Here is a 13,129-nt window from a genome sequence, read left to right as displayed (position 1 = left end):
TATATGTTAACAGGAAAACAAAAAAGATTTTTACGTGCAAAGGCACATCATTTAACACCGATTTTTCAAGTTGGAAAAGGTGGCGTGAATGAAAATATGGTGAAACAAATTGGAGAAGCATTAGAAGTTCGTGAACTATTTAAAGTGAGCGTATTACAAAACTGTGAATTTGATCGTCGTGAAGTTGCAGAAGAGCTTGCACAAGGTGCACGAGCTGAAATCGTTCAAGTAATCGGAAGCACAATTGTTTTATACAAAGAATCAAGAGAAAATAAGCAAATTAAGCTTCCACGATAAATTGAAACTTTAATTTGTGTTTTTTAGCCGTCACCAATTGGGCTTTTGTGTGCAGTTAATTTCCCATCTAACCTAGTTATTGTCAGTGACTTTTGAGGTGTTGGCAAATAGCAGGATAAAAAATCACGTAAATTATTTCCATAATTGACGCTTGATAGATAGAGAGTGAAATCAATTGAACTTTTATTAACAGTAGGCTCTCTTCCAATATTTATGGGGAGAGTTGCTGTATGTAAAAGGAAGGGGCGTTTCTTTTGAGAAAAATTGGCATTATTGGTGGCACGTTTGATCCACCTCATAATGGGCATTTGTTAATTGCAAATGAAGTGTATCATGCTTTAGGGTTGGAAGAGGTATGGTTTTTGCCGAATCAAATTCCACCGCACAAGCAAGGACGTAACATTACGAGTGTGAAAAGTCGATTAAACATGCTGCAAATAGCGACTGAGGAAGAAGCATACTTTTCAATTTGTTTAGAAGAGCTAGACAGAGAAGGCCCATCTTATACGTACGACACTATGGTACAATTAACGGAGAAGTATCCGGATATGCAGTTTCACTTTATTATTGGCGGAGACATGGTTGAGTACTTGCCGAAGTGGTATAACATTGAAAAGTTACTTAAGCTTGTGACTTTTGTTGGAGTTGCAAGACCAGGTTATACATTACATACGCCTTATGATATCGTAAAAGTGGAAATTCCGGAGTTTGCAGTTTCTTCTTCTCTGTTACGGGAGAGATATATGACGAAGAAAACGTGCAAATATTTACTCCCTGAAACAGTACAGGTATATATCGAGAGGAATGGGTTGTATGAATCGTGAGGAAGCACTTAGTATTGTCAAACAACAAATGCATGAAAAACGTTATATACACACGATTGGTGTAATGGAAACAGCGATTGAACTTGCTCGGTTATATGGTGTAGATGAGAAAAAGGCAGAGACGGCTGCTATATTTCACGATTATGCAAAATGTAGAGCGATTCCAGAAATGGAAGAGATTATTAAGAGAGAAGCTTTGCCGAAGGATCTACTGCACTATAACAAAGAGTTATGGCATGCACCTGTTGGGGCATACTTAGTAGAAAAAGAAGTAGGCATTACTGATCCTGAAATTCTACAAGCTATTACATATCATACAAGTGGTCATGAAAAAATGACAATGTTAGATAAAGTTATTTATGTAGCAGATTACATTGAACCGGGACGTAAGTTTCCTGGTGTGGAAGAAGCGAGGAAACTCGCATACAAAGATATAAATCAAGCTTTACTGTTTGCTTTAAAGCGAACAATTCAATTTTTAATGGAAAAAGATCAAACGATTTATCCATTAACATTCCAAACATACAATGCAGTTATCAAGGAGGAAATTAATAAATGAAAGATAAAGAGTTATTAGTATTAGCGGCAAAAGCAGCTGATGATAAGAGAGCAGAAGATATGGTTGTACTAAATATGCAAGGTATTTCACCGATTGCAGACTATTTTATTATTTGTCACGGAAATTCAGACAAGCAAGTACAAGCAATTGCACGTGAAATTAAAGCGAAGGCACATGAGTTCGAAATTAACGTACAACGTATGGAAGGCTTTGATGAAGCGCGTTGGGTTTTAGTAGACCTTGGTGATGTGGTTGCTCATGTATTCCATAAAGATGAGCGTAATCACTATAATTTAGAGCGTCTATGGGGCGATGTGCCGCGTGAAGATATTGCAGATGAGCTAGATCAATGAAATACGAACAATTTGCTTTGCTGTATGACGAACTGATGAATGATGTCCCTTATGATAAATGGGTGGAATTCACAGAGGAAAGTTTACAACAGGCATCTATGAAAGAGGCAAAAATTCTTGACGTAGCATGTGGAACTGGTAACGTAACACTTCCGCTTGTGCGAAAAGGTTATGATTTAATTGGTGTAGATCTTTCGGAAGAAATGTTAACTGTCGCACAGCAAAAATTGGGGGGAGAAGGTTATTTTATTCCTTTTTACCAACAAGACATGAGAGAGCTCGATGTTCCTGGTGAATTTGATTGTGTGACAATCTTTTGTGACTCATTAAATTATGTATTGCAAGAAGATGGAGTGCAAGAAACATTTAGAAGAGTTTTCCACCATTTACGTCAGGACGGCTTGTTTTTATTCGATGTACACTCTTTATATAAAATACATCACGTATTTCAAAATGAAACATATACAGTGAACGGCGAAGAAATATCACTTATTTGGAACTGCTTCCCTGGAGAAGAATCAGATAGTGTGGAACATGATTTGACATTCTTTGTACAAGATTCAGAAGAAGATGTGTATCATCGTTTTGACGAATGTCACGTGCAGCGTGCATATTCGGTTGAAGTGTTAACAAAATGGCTTGAAGAAGCCGGGTTTACAGTACTTCGCGTCACAGGTGACTTTGAACGAATTGAAGTGACAGAGCAAACAGAGCGCATCTTTTTTATGGCGAAGAAGAATGGATAAAACAAAAGCAACCGATATGGTTGCTTTTGTTTTATAGAAAAGATGTAGTTTTAGTTCTAGAAAAATAAAAAGATGATATGTGTAAAGTGTAAAAATGCTAGTTTTAGTGAAAATGTAGCATGAAAAAGATAAGTATTAATAAAAAGGGTTTGGGATTATGATGGCGTATTTATTATGTGTGTTTATTGAATTGCTGCTCAACGCATTTTAAATCTTCATCAAATTTCTCATGTGTCCGTTCGATTAATTTATGAAACATATCCCCAACGTGTTCTTCTAAAATACGAATACCTTCTCCTGTAACACCGCCTTTAACGCATACCTTTTCTTGTAAAGTAGGTAATGTAAAAATTTCTTTTTCAAGTAATTTCCCCATTCCAATGACCATTTCACTTACTAAAGTAGTGGCTTCTTCGTGTGTAATATTTGTTTTATCTACGGCAGCGTTAATGAAACGTTGTAATAAATAACTAAAAAAAGCAGGGCCGCAGCTTGCTATATCAGATGAAACGCGCGTTATATCTTCTTCTATAACAAGGGGAGTAGAAATGTTTTTGAATAGACGAAGTAGTTTTTGTTGCCATTCTTCAGAGCAGTTATTTCCAAATGTAAATAGTGATGCGCCGGATAAGGCGCGGTTTGTGATGCTTGGAATGATACGAGCGACGTGGCAAGGTACAAGTGTTTCTAATTGTGATGGAGATATGGGGCTTGTGATAGAAACCAAGCAATTTTCGTCTGAAAAATGGTCAGCGTATTTTTGTAGAATAGGGTATATATCTATCGGTTTTACGCAAATGAAAATAAGCTGGGATTGTTCGATTACCTCTTGGATTGTTTTGGCTAAGTGAACAGAAGGGTATTTTTCTTTTATATGATATGCTTTGGCAGGCGTCCGATTAATAATAGTAAGGCACGAAGGTTTGACAGCACGGGTTTCTAAAAATGCATCGATTAGTATATTCCCCATGTTCCCTGTCCCTATAATTCCTATGTTCAATGTTTCATCCCTCCTTCGTAACAGCTTTCTCCTAAACAATATGAATGATGTTATAAATTTATGATTAGAGGTGTAAAATGATGTGGGATTTTCCGAAAAAATGGTTGGGATTAGTGGTTATTATTGGCACTTTGATTTTTCTTTTTTTCTGGAAAACGAATCAGCAAACAGAGCAATCGCTCATTACAACGGAAGTTCAAGCGAAAGATGTGGAGAAAAAAAGTAAACCGAAAGTATTGGATACAAAGGAGCAGAAAAAAATAATTATAATTGATGTGAAAGGGGCGGTTTTTAAAGAGGGTGTGTATGAAATGAAGGAAGGGGACCGGGTGAAGGAGGCGGTTGAAAAAGCTGGTGGTTTGTTGCCGGATGCAGATGGGAAGAAAGTAAATTTGGCGCAAATGGTTCAAGACCAAATGCTTCTTTATGTTCCTAACAAGAATGAGCCAGTACAAGAAGGAGCTACTTTTTCAAAAAGCGAGGGTAAAGTGCAAATAAATACAGCTTCTAAAGAGCAACTTGAAAAAATAACAGGCATTGGTTCTAGGAAAGCGGAAAGTATTTTGAAATATCGAGAAGAACATGGTCCGTTTCAGAAAATAGAAGATTTATTAGAAATTGATGGGATTGGTGCGAAGTCTTTAGAGAAAATAAAAGATCAAATTATTATTCCGTAAAAGATTGACGAAGTTTTTCTTTTTTCGCTACACTACAAGTAGACAAAAAAGAAGGTGAAAAATATGGAACGAATTTCATGGGATCAATATTTTATGACGCAAAGCCATCTACTATCTTTACGTAGTACATGTACAAGGCTTGCGGTAGGAGCGACAATCGTTCGTGATAAACGAATTATTGCTGGTGGATATAACGGCTCAATTAAAGGTGGTGTACATTGCATAGACGATGGTTGCTATGTCATTGATAATCATTGCGTTCGTACAATTCATGCGGAAATGAATGCTTTATTACAATGTGCGAAGTTTGGCGTGAAAACAGAGGAAGCGGAAATTTATGTCACACATTTTCCTTGTTTGCAGTGTTGTAAGGCGATTATTCAAAGTGGTGTTACAGCAGTTTATTATGCACAGGATTATAAAAATCATCCGTATGCCATAGAGTTATTTGAACAAGCGAGTGTAACAGTAAAGCACGTTCCGCTAGAATATGATATTACATTGCTAGAGGAACAAGAGCGTCATTTGCAGCTAAAGGAACTATTCACATCTTTAGAAAAAGATAATTTATCAATGGAAGAATTACAACGTGTATTCACTAAAGCGAAAATGATGCTATAAGGAGTGAGTATGAGTTGAATGGACAATGGGGCTATGTTGCAATCTCGTTTATAATTGGGATTGCAATTACCTTTTCCGCATTGCATTTGTTGACTGCTTGTTGTTTCGTTTGTTATGTTTTATTTTGTTTATATCGTACTTCGCGTAAAACCTTCATTTTTTGTATAATAGCGTGTTTTAGTGGCGCTATGTACACCACGTATGTTCAGAGTCTAAATAGGCCGCTAGGGGGGTCCTACGAAGTTACAAGAGGGGTCGTGCAAAATACACCTCTAATTAATGGGGATCGTCTCTCTTTTCAAATTGAGGATCAGAATAAAAATTTAGTGCAATTAAATTATAAAATACAATCTGCTTCGGAAAAGAAGCAGTTGCAACAATTACATGCAGGTATATCGTGTACATTTAAAGGGGAGATGAAAGAACCACAAACTGCCCGGAATTTTCATGTTTTTGATTATCGTAATTATTTATATCAGCAAAAAATACATTTTATATTTGATGTGACATACATTTCTGAATGTCAAAAAACATCGTTGTCACTCGTGCAATGGATTTTCCTTCTCAGGCAACAAACAATCTCGAAAGTTACAGAAATGTTCCCAGAACAATCAGGTGCATTTATGAACGCATTACTATTTGGAGATCGACAACAAATGACGTTTGAAGTAGAAGAACAATATCAACAATTTGGTCTTATACATTTGTTAGCAATTTCAGGATCGCATATCGTATTATTAATGGTTATAATGTATTTTGTTTTACTAAGAAGTGGTGTGACGAAAGAGACAGCAACAGTATGCCTTATCGTTTGCATTCCTCTGTATATGATCATAGCGGGGGCGTCGCCATCTGTTGTGAGGGCTTCTATAACAGGAGTTTTATTGTTGGTAGCTTTCATGTGCTCTGTTCGCTTATCTAGTCTAGACGCCTTAAGTATAACAGCTATATGTATGCTTATATACGATCCGTATCTTATTTTCAACATTGGATTTCAATTCTCATTTGTAGGTAGTTTTTCTTTACTACTATCTGCGCCGATATTATTAGGGCGTAGTAATGGGGTAGTTCGAAATTCTATTTACATTTCTATAATTTCACAGCTCGCTAGTACCCCCATCTTGTTATATCATTTTGGTTATTTTTCTCCTTATAGCATTTTCCTCAATCTTATATATGTTCCTTTTCTATCCATTATTGTATTGCCGTGTAGCATTATTATTCTTATATGTATGCCGGTTATTCCATTTTTCGCAAAAGGAATTGCATATATACTTTCATTATGTTTAACCATTTCTAATGATTTTTTAAGTTACTGTGAAAGTTTCCCTCTCATCCGATTTACTTTTGGTCAAACTCATTTATTTCTTGTGGCTATATATTGTTTTAGTATCGTTAGTATATTTGTGATTTGGGAAAGAGTAATAACGAAAAAAATTTTGTGCATAGTTGTGGGTGTGTTTCTTTTTATTAGTACTTGTCACTATGTATATCCATATTTTCGCGAAAGTGGGAGTGTTACATTTCTTGATGTTGGACAGGGAGATGCAATATTAATTCGACTCCCGTACGATAAAGAGGTTTATCTTATTGATACAGGTGGAGCCCTTCCTGTCAAGAAGGAGGCGTGGCAACAGAAAAAGCATGAATTTTCTGTTGGGCATGATATTCTTGTTCCTTTTTTACAAAAAGAAGGTATAAAAACGATTGATAAATTAATTGTAACGCATGGAGATGCGGATCATATAGGTGCTGCGCTGGATTTGCTGTCATCTATTATTGTAAAAGAAGTTGTATTTGGGAGAAAGGAACAAGATGCTGTATTGGAAAAAGTAGTGAAGAAAAAGGCGTTAGAAAAGAGCATGAAGATAAGTGTAGTAGGAGAAGGGGAAGGTTGGAGGGTAAATGAAGCGGAATTTTTCATATTAGCTCCAAAGGGGAAAGAAAAGGGAGAAAATGACTCTTCGATTGTACTATGGGCCAGACTAGGAGGACTAACATGGCTATTTACGGGTGATTTAGAAGAAGAAGGAGAAAAGTTTATAGTATCGACATATCCTGATTTGCGGGCTGATATTTTAAAAGTTGCCCACCATGGGAGTAAAACATCGTCTACAGATCCTTTTTTAAGCCTTGTACAGCCCGGTGTAGCGATTATTTCTGTGGGAGAGCGTAATAGGTATGGGCACCCGCATAAGGAGGTTATAGAGCGTTTTAAGAAGATGGGTATTGATATATGGCGTACGGATAAGCAAGGTGCTATTTCCTATGTTTTTAATGGAGAAAAAGGAACCTTTCAAAGTAAAATCACATATGATGAAACACATAGAAGATGAAAAAAAAGACTGCCGTTAAGCGGCAGCCTTTAAGAACCGATGAATTTAATAACAGTTGCAATAATGAAAAGTGTTGCGAAAAAACCAAATGAGACGATAAATCCTACCCCTGAATCAATAGCGTCATTGCGTTTACTTTGAACGTTTTGTTCAAAATCATTCATTTAGAATCCCTCCCCAACATTCCATTTTAGTATAAAATATTGTCAGAAAAAAATCTACAATTTCCATATGAAGTGAAATAGAGTATTTGTATACTTTTTCTAGTTAGTTAAGTAGCGTGAATTTTTCATTTCCAATCATGTTAACAGTTGGCACTTATACTAAGATTATTATTGTAAATAATAAAGGGAAGGTGATTACCGCACACCAATAAGAAATCCGGGGCTTATTGCGTGGCGTTTTATATAAATAAAGGGGCGGGTTATAAAGCCCGTCCCTTTGTACTTGTAAAACAAAAGCTAGGGCATTAGTATAAATATATATTGCCAAGTTAGGGAGTAGGAAAAAATATGAGTGATATACATAAGAAGATTAAAAAGAAACAGTTCGCTCCGTTGTATGTACTGTATGGAACGGAAGCCTATTTTATAAATGAAACGATAAAACTTATTACAACGGAAGCGCTTGAAGAGGAAGATCGAGAGTTTAATGTTGTGACATACGATTTGGAAGAAGCGTATTTAGAAGAGGTAGTTGAGGATGCGCGTACGCTTCCCTTTTTTGGAGAGCTTAAAGTTATATTAATAAAATCACCATTATTTTTAACGGCACAAAAAGAAAAATTAGAACAAAATATAAAAATTTTAGAAGAATATATTGGGGAGCCATCTCCTTTTTCTATTCTTGTTTTTGTTGCGCCTTATGAAAAATTAGACGAACGAAAAAAAATTACAAAACTATTAAAGAAAACAGCGGATGTAATAGAAGCACATGCGATGCAAGTGCAGGATGTTCAGAAGTGGATTGTTTCTCGTGCGGATGAGGTGCATGTGCATATTGATAATGCTGCTGTTAGTTTGTTGTTAGAGCTTGTGGGAAGTAATGTAACAATGTTGGCGAAGGAAATGGACAAGTTAACGTTATACGTCGGTATGGGCGGAGAAATTACGCCAAAACTTGTCACGGAACTTGTGCCGAAATCTGTTGAGCAAAATGTGTTTGCTTTAACAGAAAAAGTGGTGAAAAAAGATATCGCTGGTGCGATGCAAATTTTAGACGGATTATTTACACAGCAGGAAGAACCAATTAAACTGCTCGCGTTATTAGTAAGTCAGTTCCGCTTGCTACATCAAGTGAAAGAGTTGCAACAGCGTGGTTACGGACAAAATCAAATCGCGTCCCATATTGGTGTACATCCGTACCGGGTAAAGTTGGCGATGAATCAAACGAAGGTTTTCTCTTTTGAAGAATTAAAAAAAGTTATTATAGAACTAGCGGAAGCTGATTATAGTATGAAGACTGGAAAGATGGATAAGAAACTTGTGCTTGAGTTTTTCTTAATGCGGTTAAATCATATGTAGTGACACAAAAAAGTTCACGTACTTAGTACGTGAACTTTTTTGTGTATATAAAAAACGATCCGAATGGATCGTTTTTTAAACGCCTTACGCGTTTACTTGTTTCGCTAAGCGAGATTTTTGACGAGCTGCAGCGTTTTGGTGGATAAGACCTTTACGAGCTGCTTTGTCAAGTTTTTTAGAAGCAGTTTTGAAAGCTTCTTTAGCATTTTCAAGATCGTTATTAGTAACTAAAGTTTCTACAGTTTTAACAGCAGTACGCATGTCAGACTTGATAGAAGCGTTATGTGAACGACGCTCTTCGCTAAGTTTAGCGCGTTTGATAGCAGATTTGATGTTTGCCATACTTTTCACCTCCCTGGTGCAATCGAATGACTCGATTCTTACATAGAACAAGTGATATTTTATCAAACGGTGAAGAGAATTGCAATAGTATATCAATGAAATTTCACGTAAAGGAAAGAATGACCTAATATAACTTGGGGAAATCTAACGATATTTACTATGAATTACGGAGGAGATACGATGAAAGAAACATTAGATTTAAGTAAATATAGTGTTAGAACTGACCTGGCTGTAGAGGCGCACCAAATGCTGCAAGAGCGCCAAGAAGAACAAAAAGGGATACAGGGAGTTATTGTAAAAGAGAGGGAAGAAGAGGGAGTTACAATTACAAAAGTAACGATTGATGAAATAGCATCTGAGTCGATGGGGAAAAAACCTGGGAGTTATTTAACTCTTGAGGTGCAAGGTATACGACAACAAGATACGGAACTTCAGCAAAAAGTAGAGCGTATTTTTGCAAAAGAATTTTCTTATTTCTTAGAAGAGGTTGGTGTTTCAAAAGAAGCGAGTTGTTTAATCGTAGGTCTTGGGAATTGGAATGTAACGCCGGATGCACTCGGACCGATAGTTGTAGAGAACGTACTGGTGACGAGACATTTGTTTAAATTGCAGCCTGAAAGTGTGGAAGAAGGGTTTAGACCTGTTAGTGCTATTCGTCCAGGGGTAATGGGAATTACAGGGATTGAAACGAGCGATGTCATTTACGGAATTATTGAGAAGACAAAACCAGACTTTGTAATTGCAATTGATGCATTAGCAGCGCGTTCTATTGAACGAGTAAATAGTACGATACAAATTTCTGATACAGGAATTCATCCAGGATCTGGTGTTGGGAATAAGCGTAAGGAACTAAGTAAAGAAACATTAGGTATTCCCGTTATCGCAATTGGTGTGCCAACTGTGGTAGATGCCGTTTCGATTACGAGTGATACAATTGATTTTATTTTGAAACATTTTGGCCGGGAATTGAAAGAAGGAAACAAACCGTCACGCTCTTTATTACCAGCAGGTTTTACATTTGGAGAAAAGAAAAAATTAACAGAAGAAGATATGCCGGATGAAAAGAGTCGAAATATGTTTTTAGGAGCTATTGGTACGTTAGAAGAAGAAGAAAAGAGAAAGTTGATTTATGAAGTGTTATCTCCTCTTGGTCATAATTTAATGGTAACTCCAAAAGAAGTAGATGCGTTTATTGAGGATATGGCAAATGTAATAGCAAGCGGTTTAAATGCAGCACTGCATCATCAGATTGATCAAGATAATACAGGGGCATATACACATTGATGGAAAGAGGCAGAAATAGTTTGAGTCGATTTACGCTTTTATGTATATGCGGTACAGTCTTATGTTTGCTGATGATGATAGCTGGAGTGGGACTCGCTAATCATGGTCTGAAAAGTATGAAGGGGTATCGTCAACTGTCATATGAACAAATTGCTCATATGACAGGAACAGAAGGCGCTGGGGCTGAATCGGAAATTTTGGGAGAGACGTTTTCGGCTATTGAAAAACAAAAACAGTTAGAAAGCTTAAGAAGTTTTAATGTTGTAGAAGGTATTGGGACGGCGATAGCAAATGTTACTTATGAAATGACAAAATTCGGAACGGATATAGTTGTTGGGAAAATAAAAGGGATTTTTAGCTAAGAGTAACACGGGAGACGGTTGTTTTACCGGTTTGTAAGACAGCCATTTTTTAATTTGAAAAGGGTTTGTCTCTTATGGTTTGTTCGCATAAGATATAGATAGAGTGATTTGTATTGTAAGCAGCACGAGTTTTCATTGAATCTTTGCTGCTCTATTGATATAATCAGTGCTAGTGTATATTGGCGAGACTATTAGGAGTTGAGAACATAGATGAATAAAGAAGAAAGAGCAAAAAGACAGTCCAAAATTCGTAACTTCTCCATCATTGCTCACATTGACCACGGGAAATCAACGTTGGCAGACCGTATTTTGGAGAAAACAAACGCGTTGGCACAGCGCGAAATGAAGGCGCAATTGCTTGACTCTATGGAGTTGGAGCGTGAGCGCGGTATTACAATTAAATTAAATGCAGTACAATTAACGTATAAAGCGAAAGACGGTGAAGAATATATTCTTCACTTAATCGATACTCCAGGACACGTCGACTTTACGTATGAAGTATCTCGTAGTTTAGCGGCTTGTGAAGGTGCAATTCTTGTTGTCGATGCAGCGCAAGGGATCGAGGCGCAAACATTAGCGAACGTATATTTAGCGCTTGATAATAATTTAGAAATCTTACCAGTTATTAATAAAATTGACTTGCCAAGTGCGGACCCAGAACGCGTACGTCAAGAGGTAGAAGATGTAATTGGTTTAGATGCATCGGAAGCTGTACTTGCTTCAGCGAAAGCTGGCATTGGTATTGAAGATATTTTAGAACAAATCGTTGAAAAGGTACCAGCTCCAACAGGTGATTCAGAAGAACCGTTACAATGTATGATTTTTGACTCTTTATATGATCCGTACCGCGGTGTAATTGCATATATCCGTGTTGTAAATGGAACGGTAAAAGTTGGCGATAAAGTACGTATGATGGCAACTGGAAAAGAATTTGAAGTAACAGAAGTAGGTGTGTTTACACCAAAAACAACGCAACGTGACGAGTTAACAGTAGGTGATGTAGGTTTCTTGGCAGCATCTATTAAAAATGTAGGCGATACACGTGTTGGTGATACGATTACACATGCGAAGCGTCCGGCTGCAGCGCCGTTAAAAGGATATCGTAAATTAAACCCAATGGTATTCTGTGGTTTATATCCAATCGATTCTGCACGTTATAACGACTTACGTGATGCGTTAGAAAAACTAGAATTGAATGATTCTGCTCTTGAATTTGAGCCTGAAACATCTCAAGCTTTAGGTTTTGGTTTCCGTTGTGGTTTCTTAGGGCTGCTTCACATGGAGATTATTCAAGAACGTATTGAACGTGAATTCAAGATTGACTTAATTACAACAGCGCCAAGCGTTATTTATAAAGTGTATTTAACAAACGGTGAAGATTTTATTGTTGATAATCCATCTAATATGCCAGATCCACAGTCTATCGATCGTGTAGAAGAGCCGTTTGTGAAGGCTGCAATTATGGTTCCGAATGACTATGTTGGAGCTGTAATGGAAATTTGCCAAGGGAAACGTGGAACGTTTATCGATATGCAATATTTAGATGAAACACGTGTTACATTGACATATGAAATCCCGTTATCAGAAATCGTATATGATTTCTTCGATCAATTGAAATCAAATACGAAAGGATATGCATCATTTGACTATGAGTTAATTGGTTATAAACCATCTAAACTTGTGAAAATGGATATTCTTTTAAATAATGAACAAGTGGATGCTTTATCATTTATTGTACATCGTGATTCAGCGTATGACCGTGGTAAAGTAATTGTAGAGAAATTAAAGAAATTAATTCCAAGACAGCAGTTTGAAGTGCCAATTCAGGCGACTATCGGAAATAAAGTTGTATCTCGTTCTACAATTAAGGCGATGCGTAAAAACGTACTTGCAAAATGTTACGGTGGTGACATTTCTCGTAAGCGTAAACTTCTTGATAAGCAAAAAGAAGGTAAAAAACGTATGAAGTCTGTTGGTTCTGTAGAAGTGCCGCAAGAAGCATTCATGGCTGTACTGAAAATGGATGATAACTAATAGAGTGAAACTATAATTAGTGGGGATTTTTCTATTCTTCGCTAATTATTAGCCCGCACCAATCGGGATAAAAGTAGAAGCCGTTCGTTCGGCTTCTTTTTTTGTATGCTACTTTTTAGACATCTTAGCATCTCTCATTTACAATAGTGAGAGAGCTTTTTAGTGAGTGAT

At 36.8% G+C, this 13,129-nt stretch carries 15 protein-coding genes; 12 read left to right on the top strand and 3 right to left on the bottom strand.

Features of this window, described 5'->3' with window-relative positions:
- Positions 1-3 precede the first annotated feature (3 nt).
- The 5 genes from yhbY (at position 4) to FT637_RS03805 (ending at position 2,779) form a co-directional block, all read left to right on the top strand.
- Positions 4-297 (top strand): ribosome assembly RNA-binding protein YhbY, encoded by a 294-nt coding sequence (yhbY, locus tag FT637_RS03825; protein ID WP_000955223.1) that lies wholly within the window; start codon positions 4-6, stop codon positions 295-297.
- A 254-nt stretch (positions 298-551) separates the two neighbouring features.
- Positions 552-1,121 carry a nicotinate-nucleotide adenylyltransferase gene (locus FT637_RS03820; protein ID WP_193645181.1) on the top strand — a complete coding sequence of 190 codons (570 nt, stop codon included), beginning with the start codon at positions 552-554 and terminating at the stop codon, positions 1,119-1,121.
- A complete protein-coding gene (gene yqeK, locus FT637_RS03815; RefSeq protein ID WP_193645180.1) occupies positions 1,111-1,680 on the top strand; it encodes a bis(5'-nucleosyl)-tetraphosphatase (symmetrical) YqeK in 570 nt (189 codons plus the stop codon). Before FT637_RS03820 ends, yqeK begins: the two co-directional genes overlap by 11 nt.
- Complete coding sequence (rsfS, locus tag FT637_RS03810; RefSeq protein WP_000653209.1) at positions 1,677-2,033, top strand: ribosome silencing factor; 357 nt, start codon at positions 1,677-1,679, stop codon at positions 2,031-2,033. Before yqeK ends, rsfS begins: the two co-directional genes overlap by 4 nt.
- Positions 2,030-2,779: a class I SAM-dependent DNA methyltransferase gene (locus tag FT637_RS03805; protein ID WP_002111917.1), complete on the top strand. Its 750-nt coding sequence runs from the start codon at positions 2,030-2,032 to the stop codon at positions 2,777-2,779. Before rsfS ends, FT637_RS03805 begins: the two co-directional genes overlap by 4 nt.
- 172 nt (positions 2,780-2,951) lie before the next feature.
- On the opposite strand, the gene comER is transcribed toward FT637_RS03805, so the two are convergent.
- Positions 2,952-3,779: a late competence protein ComER gene (gene comER / locus FT637_RS03800; RefSeq protein ID WP_193645179.1), complete on the bottom strand. Its 828-nt coding sequence runs from the start codon at positions 3,777-3,779 to the stop codon at positions 2,952-2,954.
- Positions 3,780-3,856: 77 nt separating this feature from the next.
- On the opposite strand from comER, the gene FT637_RS03795 reads away from it, so the two are divergent.
- The 3 genes from FT637_RS03795 to FT637_RS03785 all read left to right on the top strand — a co-directional run bounded on the left by FT637_RS03795 (position 3,857) and on the right by FT637_RS03785 (position 7,413).
- The gene (locus FT637_RS03795) at positions 3,857-4,456 is read left to right on the top strand and encodes a helix-hairpin-helix domain-containing protein (protein WP_193645178.1); all 600 of its coding nucleotides are present in this window, start codon (positions 3,857-3,859) and stop codon (positions 4,454-4,456) included.
- Between the two features lie 63 nt (positions 4,457-4,519).
- A complete protein-coding gene (locus tag FT637_RS03790) occupies positions 4,520-5,077 on the top strand; it encodes a ComE operon protein 2 (RefSeq protein WP_193645177.1) in 558 nt (185 codons plus the stop codon).
- A gap of 14 nt (positions 5,078-5,091) precedes the next feature.
- On the top strand, positions 5,092-7,413 hold the full coding sequence (locus FT637_RS03785; protein ID WP_193645176.1) for a DNA internalization-related competence protein ComEC/Rec2: 2,322 nt from the start codon (positions 5,092-5,094) through the stop codon (positions 7,411-7,413).
- 29 nt (positions 7,414-7,442) lie between these two features.
- Here FT637_RS03785 and FT637_RS03780 read toward each other — a convergent pair whose 3' ends face one another.
- On the bottom strand, positions 7,443-7,577 hold the full coding sequence (locus FT637_RS03780) for a YqzM family protein (protein WP_000997609.1): 135 nt from the start codon (positions 7,575-7,577) through the stop codon (positions 7,443-7,445).
- Positions 7,578-7,925: 348 nt separating this feature from the next.
- On the opposite strand from FT637_RS03780, the gene holA reads away from it, so the two are divergent.
- Positions 7,926-8,936, top strand: coding sequence for a DNA polymerase III subunit delta (holA, locus tag FT637_RS03775; protein WP_193645175.1), 1,011 nt, complete (start codon positions 7,926-7,928; stop codon positions 8,934-8,936).
- An 84-nt stretch (positions 8,937-9,020) separates the two neighbouring features.
- Here the strand turns inward: holA and rpsT are convergent, their stop codons facing one another.
- A complete protein-coding gene (rpsT, locus tag FT637_RS03770) occupies positions 9,021-9,278 on the bottom strand; it encodes a 30S ribosomal protein S20 (RefSeq protein WP_002088694.1) in 258 nt (85 codons plus the stop codon).
- A 180-nt stretch (positions 9,279-9,458) separates the two neighbouring features.
- On the opposite strand from rpsT, the gene gpr reads away from it, so the two are divergent.
- The 3 genes from gpr (at position 9,459) to lepA (ending at position 12,958) form a co-directional block, all read left to right on the top strand.
- A complete protein-coding gene (gene gpr, locus FT637_RS03765) occupies positions 9,459-10,562 on the top strand; it encodes a GPR endopeptidase (RefSeq protein WP_193645174.1) in 1,104 nt (367 codons plus the stop codon).
- On the top strand, positions 10,562-10,924 hold the full coding sequence (locus FT637_RS03760; RefSeq protein ID WP_193645173.1) for a YqxA family protein: 363 nt from the start codon (positions 10,562-10,564) through the stop codon (positions 10,922-10,924). Before gpr ends, FT637_RS03760 begins: the two co-directional genes overlap by 1 nt.
- Before the next feature lie 210 nt (positions 10,925-11,134).
- On the top strand, positions 11,135-12,958 hold the full coding sequence (lepA, locus tag FT637_RS03755) for an elongation factor 4 (RefSeq protein WP_193645172.1): 1,824 nt from the start codon (positions 11,135-11,137) through the stop codon (positions 12,956-12,958).
- The last annotated feature ends 171 nt before the right edge of the window (positions 12,959-13,129 follow it).

The organism is Bacillus cereus (assembly GCF_015071065.1).
Lineage (GTDB): Bacteria > Bacillota > Bacilli > Bacillales > Bacillaceae_G > Bacillus_A > Bacillus_A cereus_BA.
This window is presented reverse-complemented; position numbering and strand designations above follow the sequence as displayed.

Coding starts and splice junctions, on each gene's coding strand:
- holA (WP_193645175.1), top strand. CDS start 7,926: ATGAGTGATATACATAAGAAGATTAAAAAGAAACAGTTCGCTCCGTTG.
- FT637_RS03780 (WP_000997609.1), bottom strand. CDS start 7,577: ATGAATGATTTTGAACAAAACGTTCAAAGTAAACGCAATGACGCTATT.
- FT637_RS03805 (WP_002111917.1), top strand. CDS start 2,030: ATGAAATACGAACAATTTGCTTTGCTGTATGACGAACTGATGAATGAT.
- rpsT (WP_002088694.1), bottom strand. CDS start 9,278: ATGGCAAACATCAAATCTGCTATCAAACGCGCTAAACTTAGCGAAGAG.
- rsfS (WP_000653209.1), top strand. CDS start 1,677: ATGAAAGATAAAGAGTTATTAGTATTAGCGGCAAAAGCAGCTGATGAT.
- FT637_RS03795 (WP_193645178.1), top strand. CDS start 3,857: ATGATGTGGGATTTTCCGAAAAAATGGTTGGGATTAGTGGTTATTATT.
- yqeK (WP_193645180.1), top strand. CDS start 1,111: ATGAATCGTGAGGAAGCACTTAGTATTGTCAAACAACAAATGCATGAA.
- lepA (WP_193645172.1), top strand. CDS start 11,135: ATGAATAAAGAAGAAAGAGCAAAAAGACAGTCCAAAATTCGTAACTTC.
- FT637_RS03790 (WP_193645177.1), top strand. CDS start 4,520: ATGGAACGAATTTCATGGGATCAATATTTTATGACGCAAAGCCATCTA.
- gpr (WP_193645174.1), top strand. CDS start 9,459: ATGAAAGAAACATTAGATTTAAGTAAATATAGTGTTAGAACTGACCTG.
- FT637_RS03760 (WP_193645173.1), top strand. CDS start 10,562: ATGGAAAGAGGCAGAAATAGTTTGAGTCGATTTACGCTTTTATGTATA.
- yhbY (WP_000955223.1), top strand. CDS start 4: ATGTTAACAGGAAAACAAAAAAGATTTTTACGTGCAAAGGCACATCAT.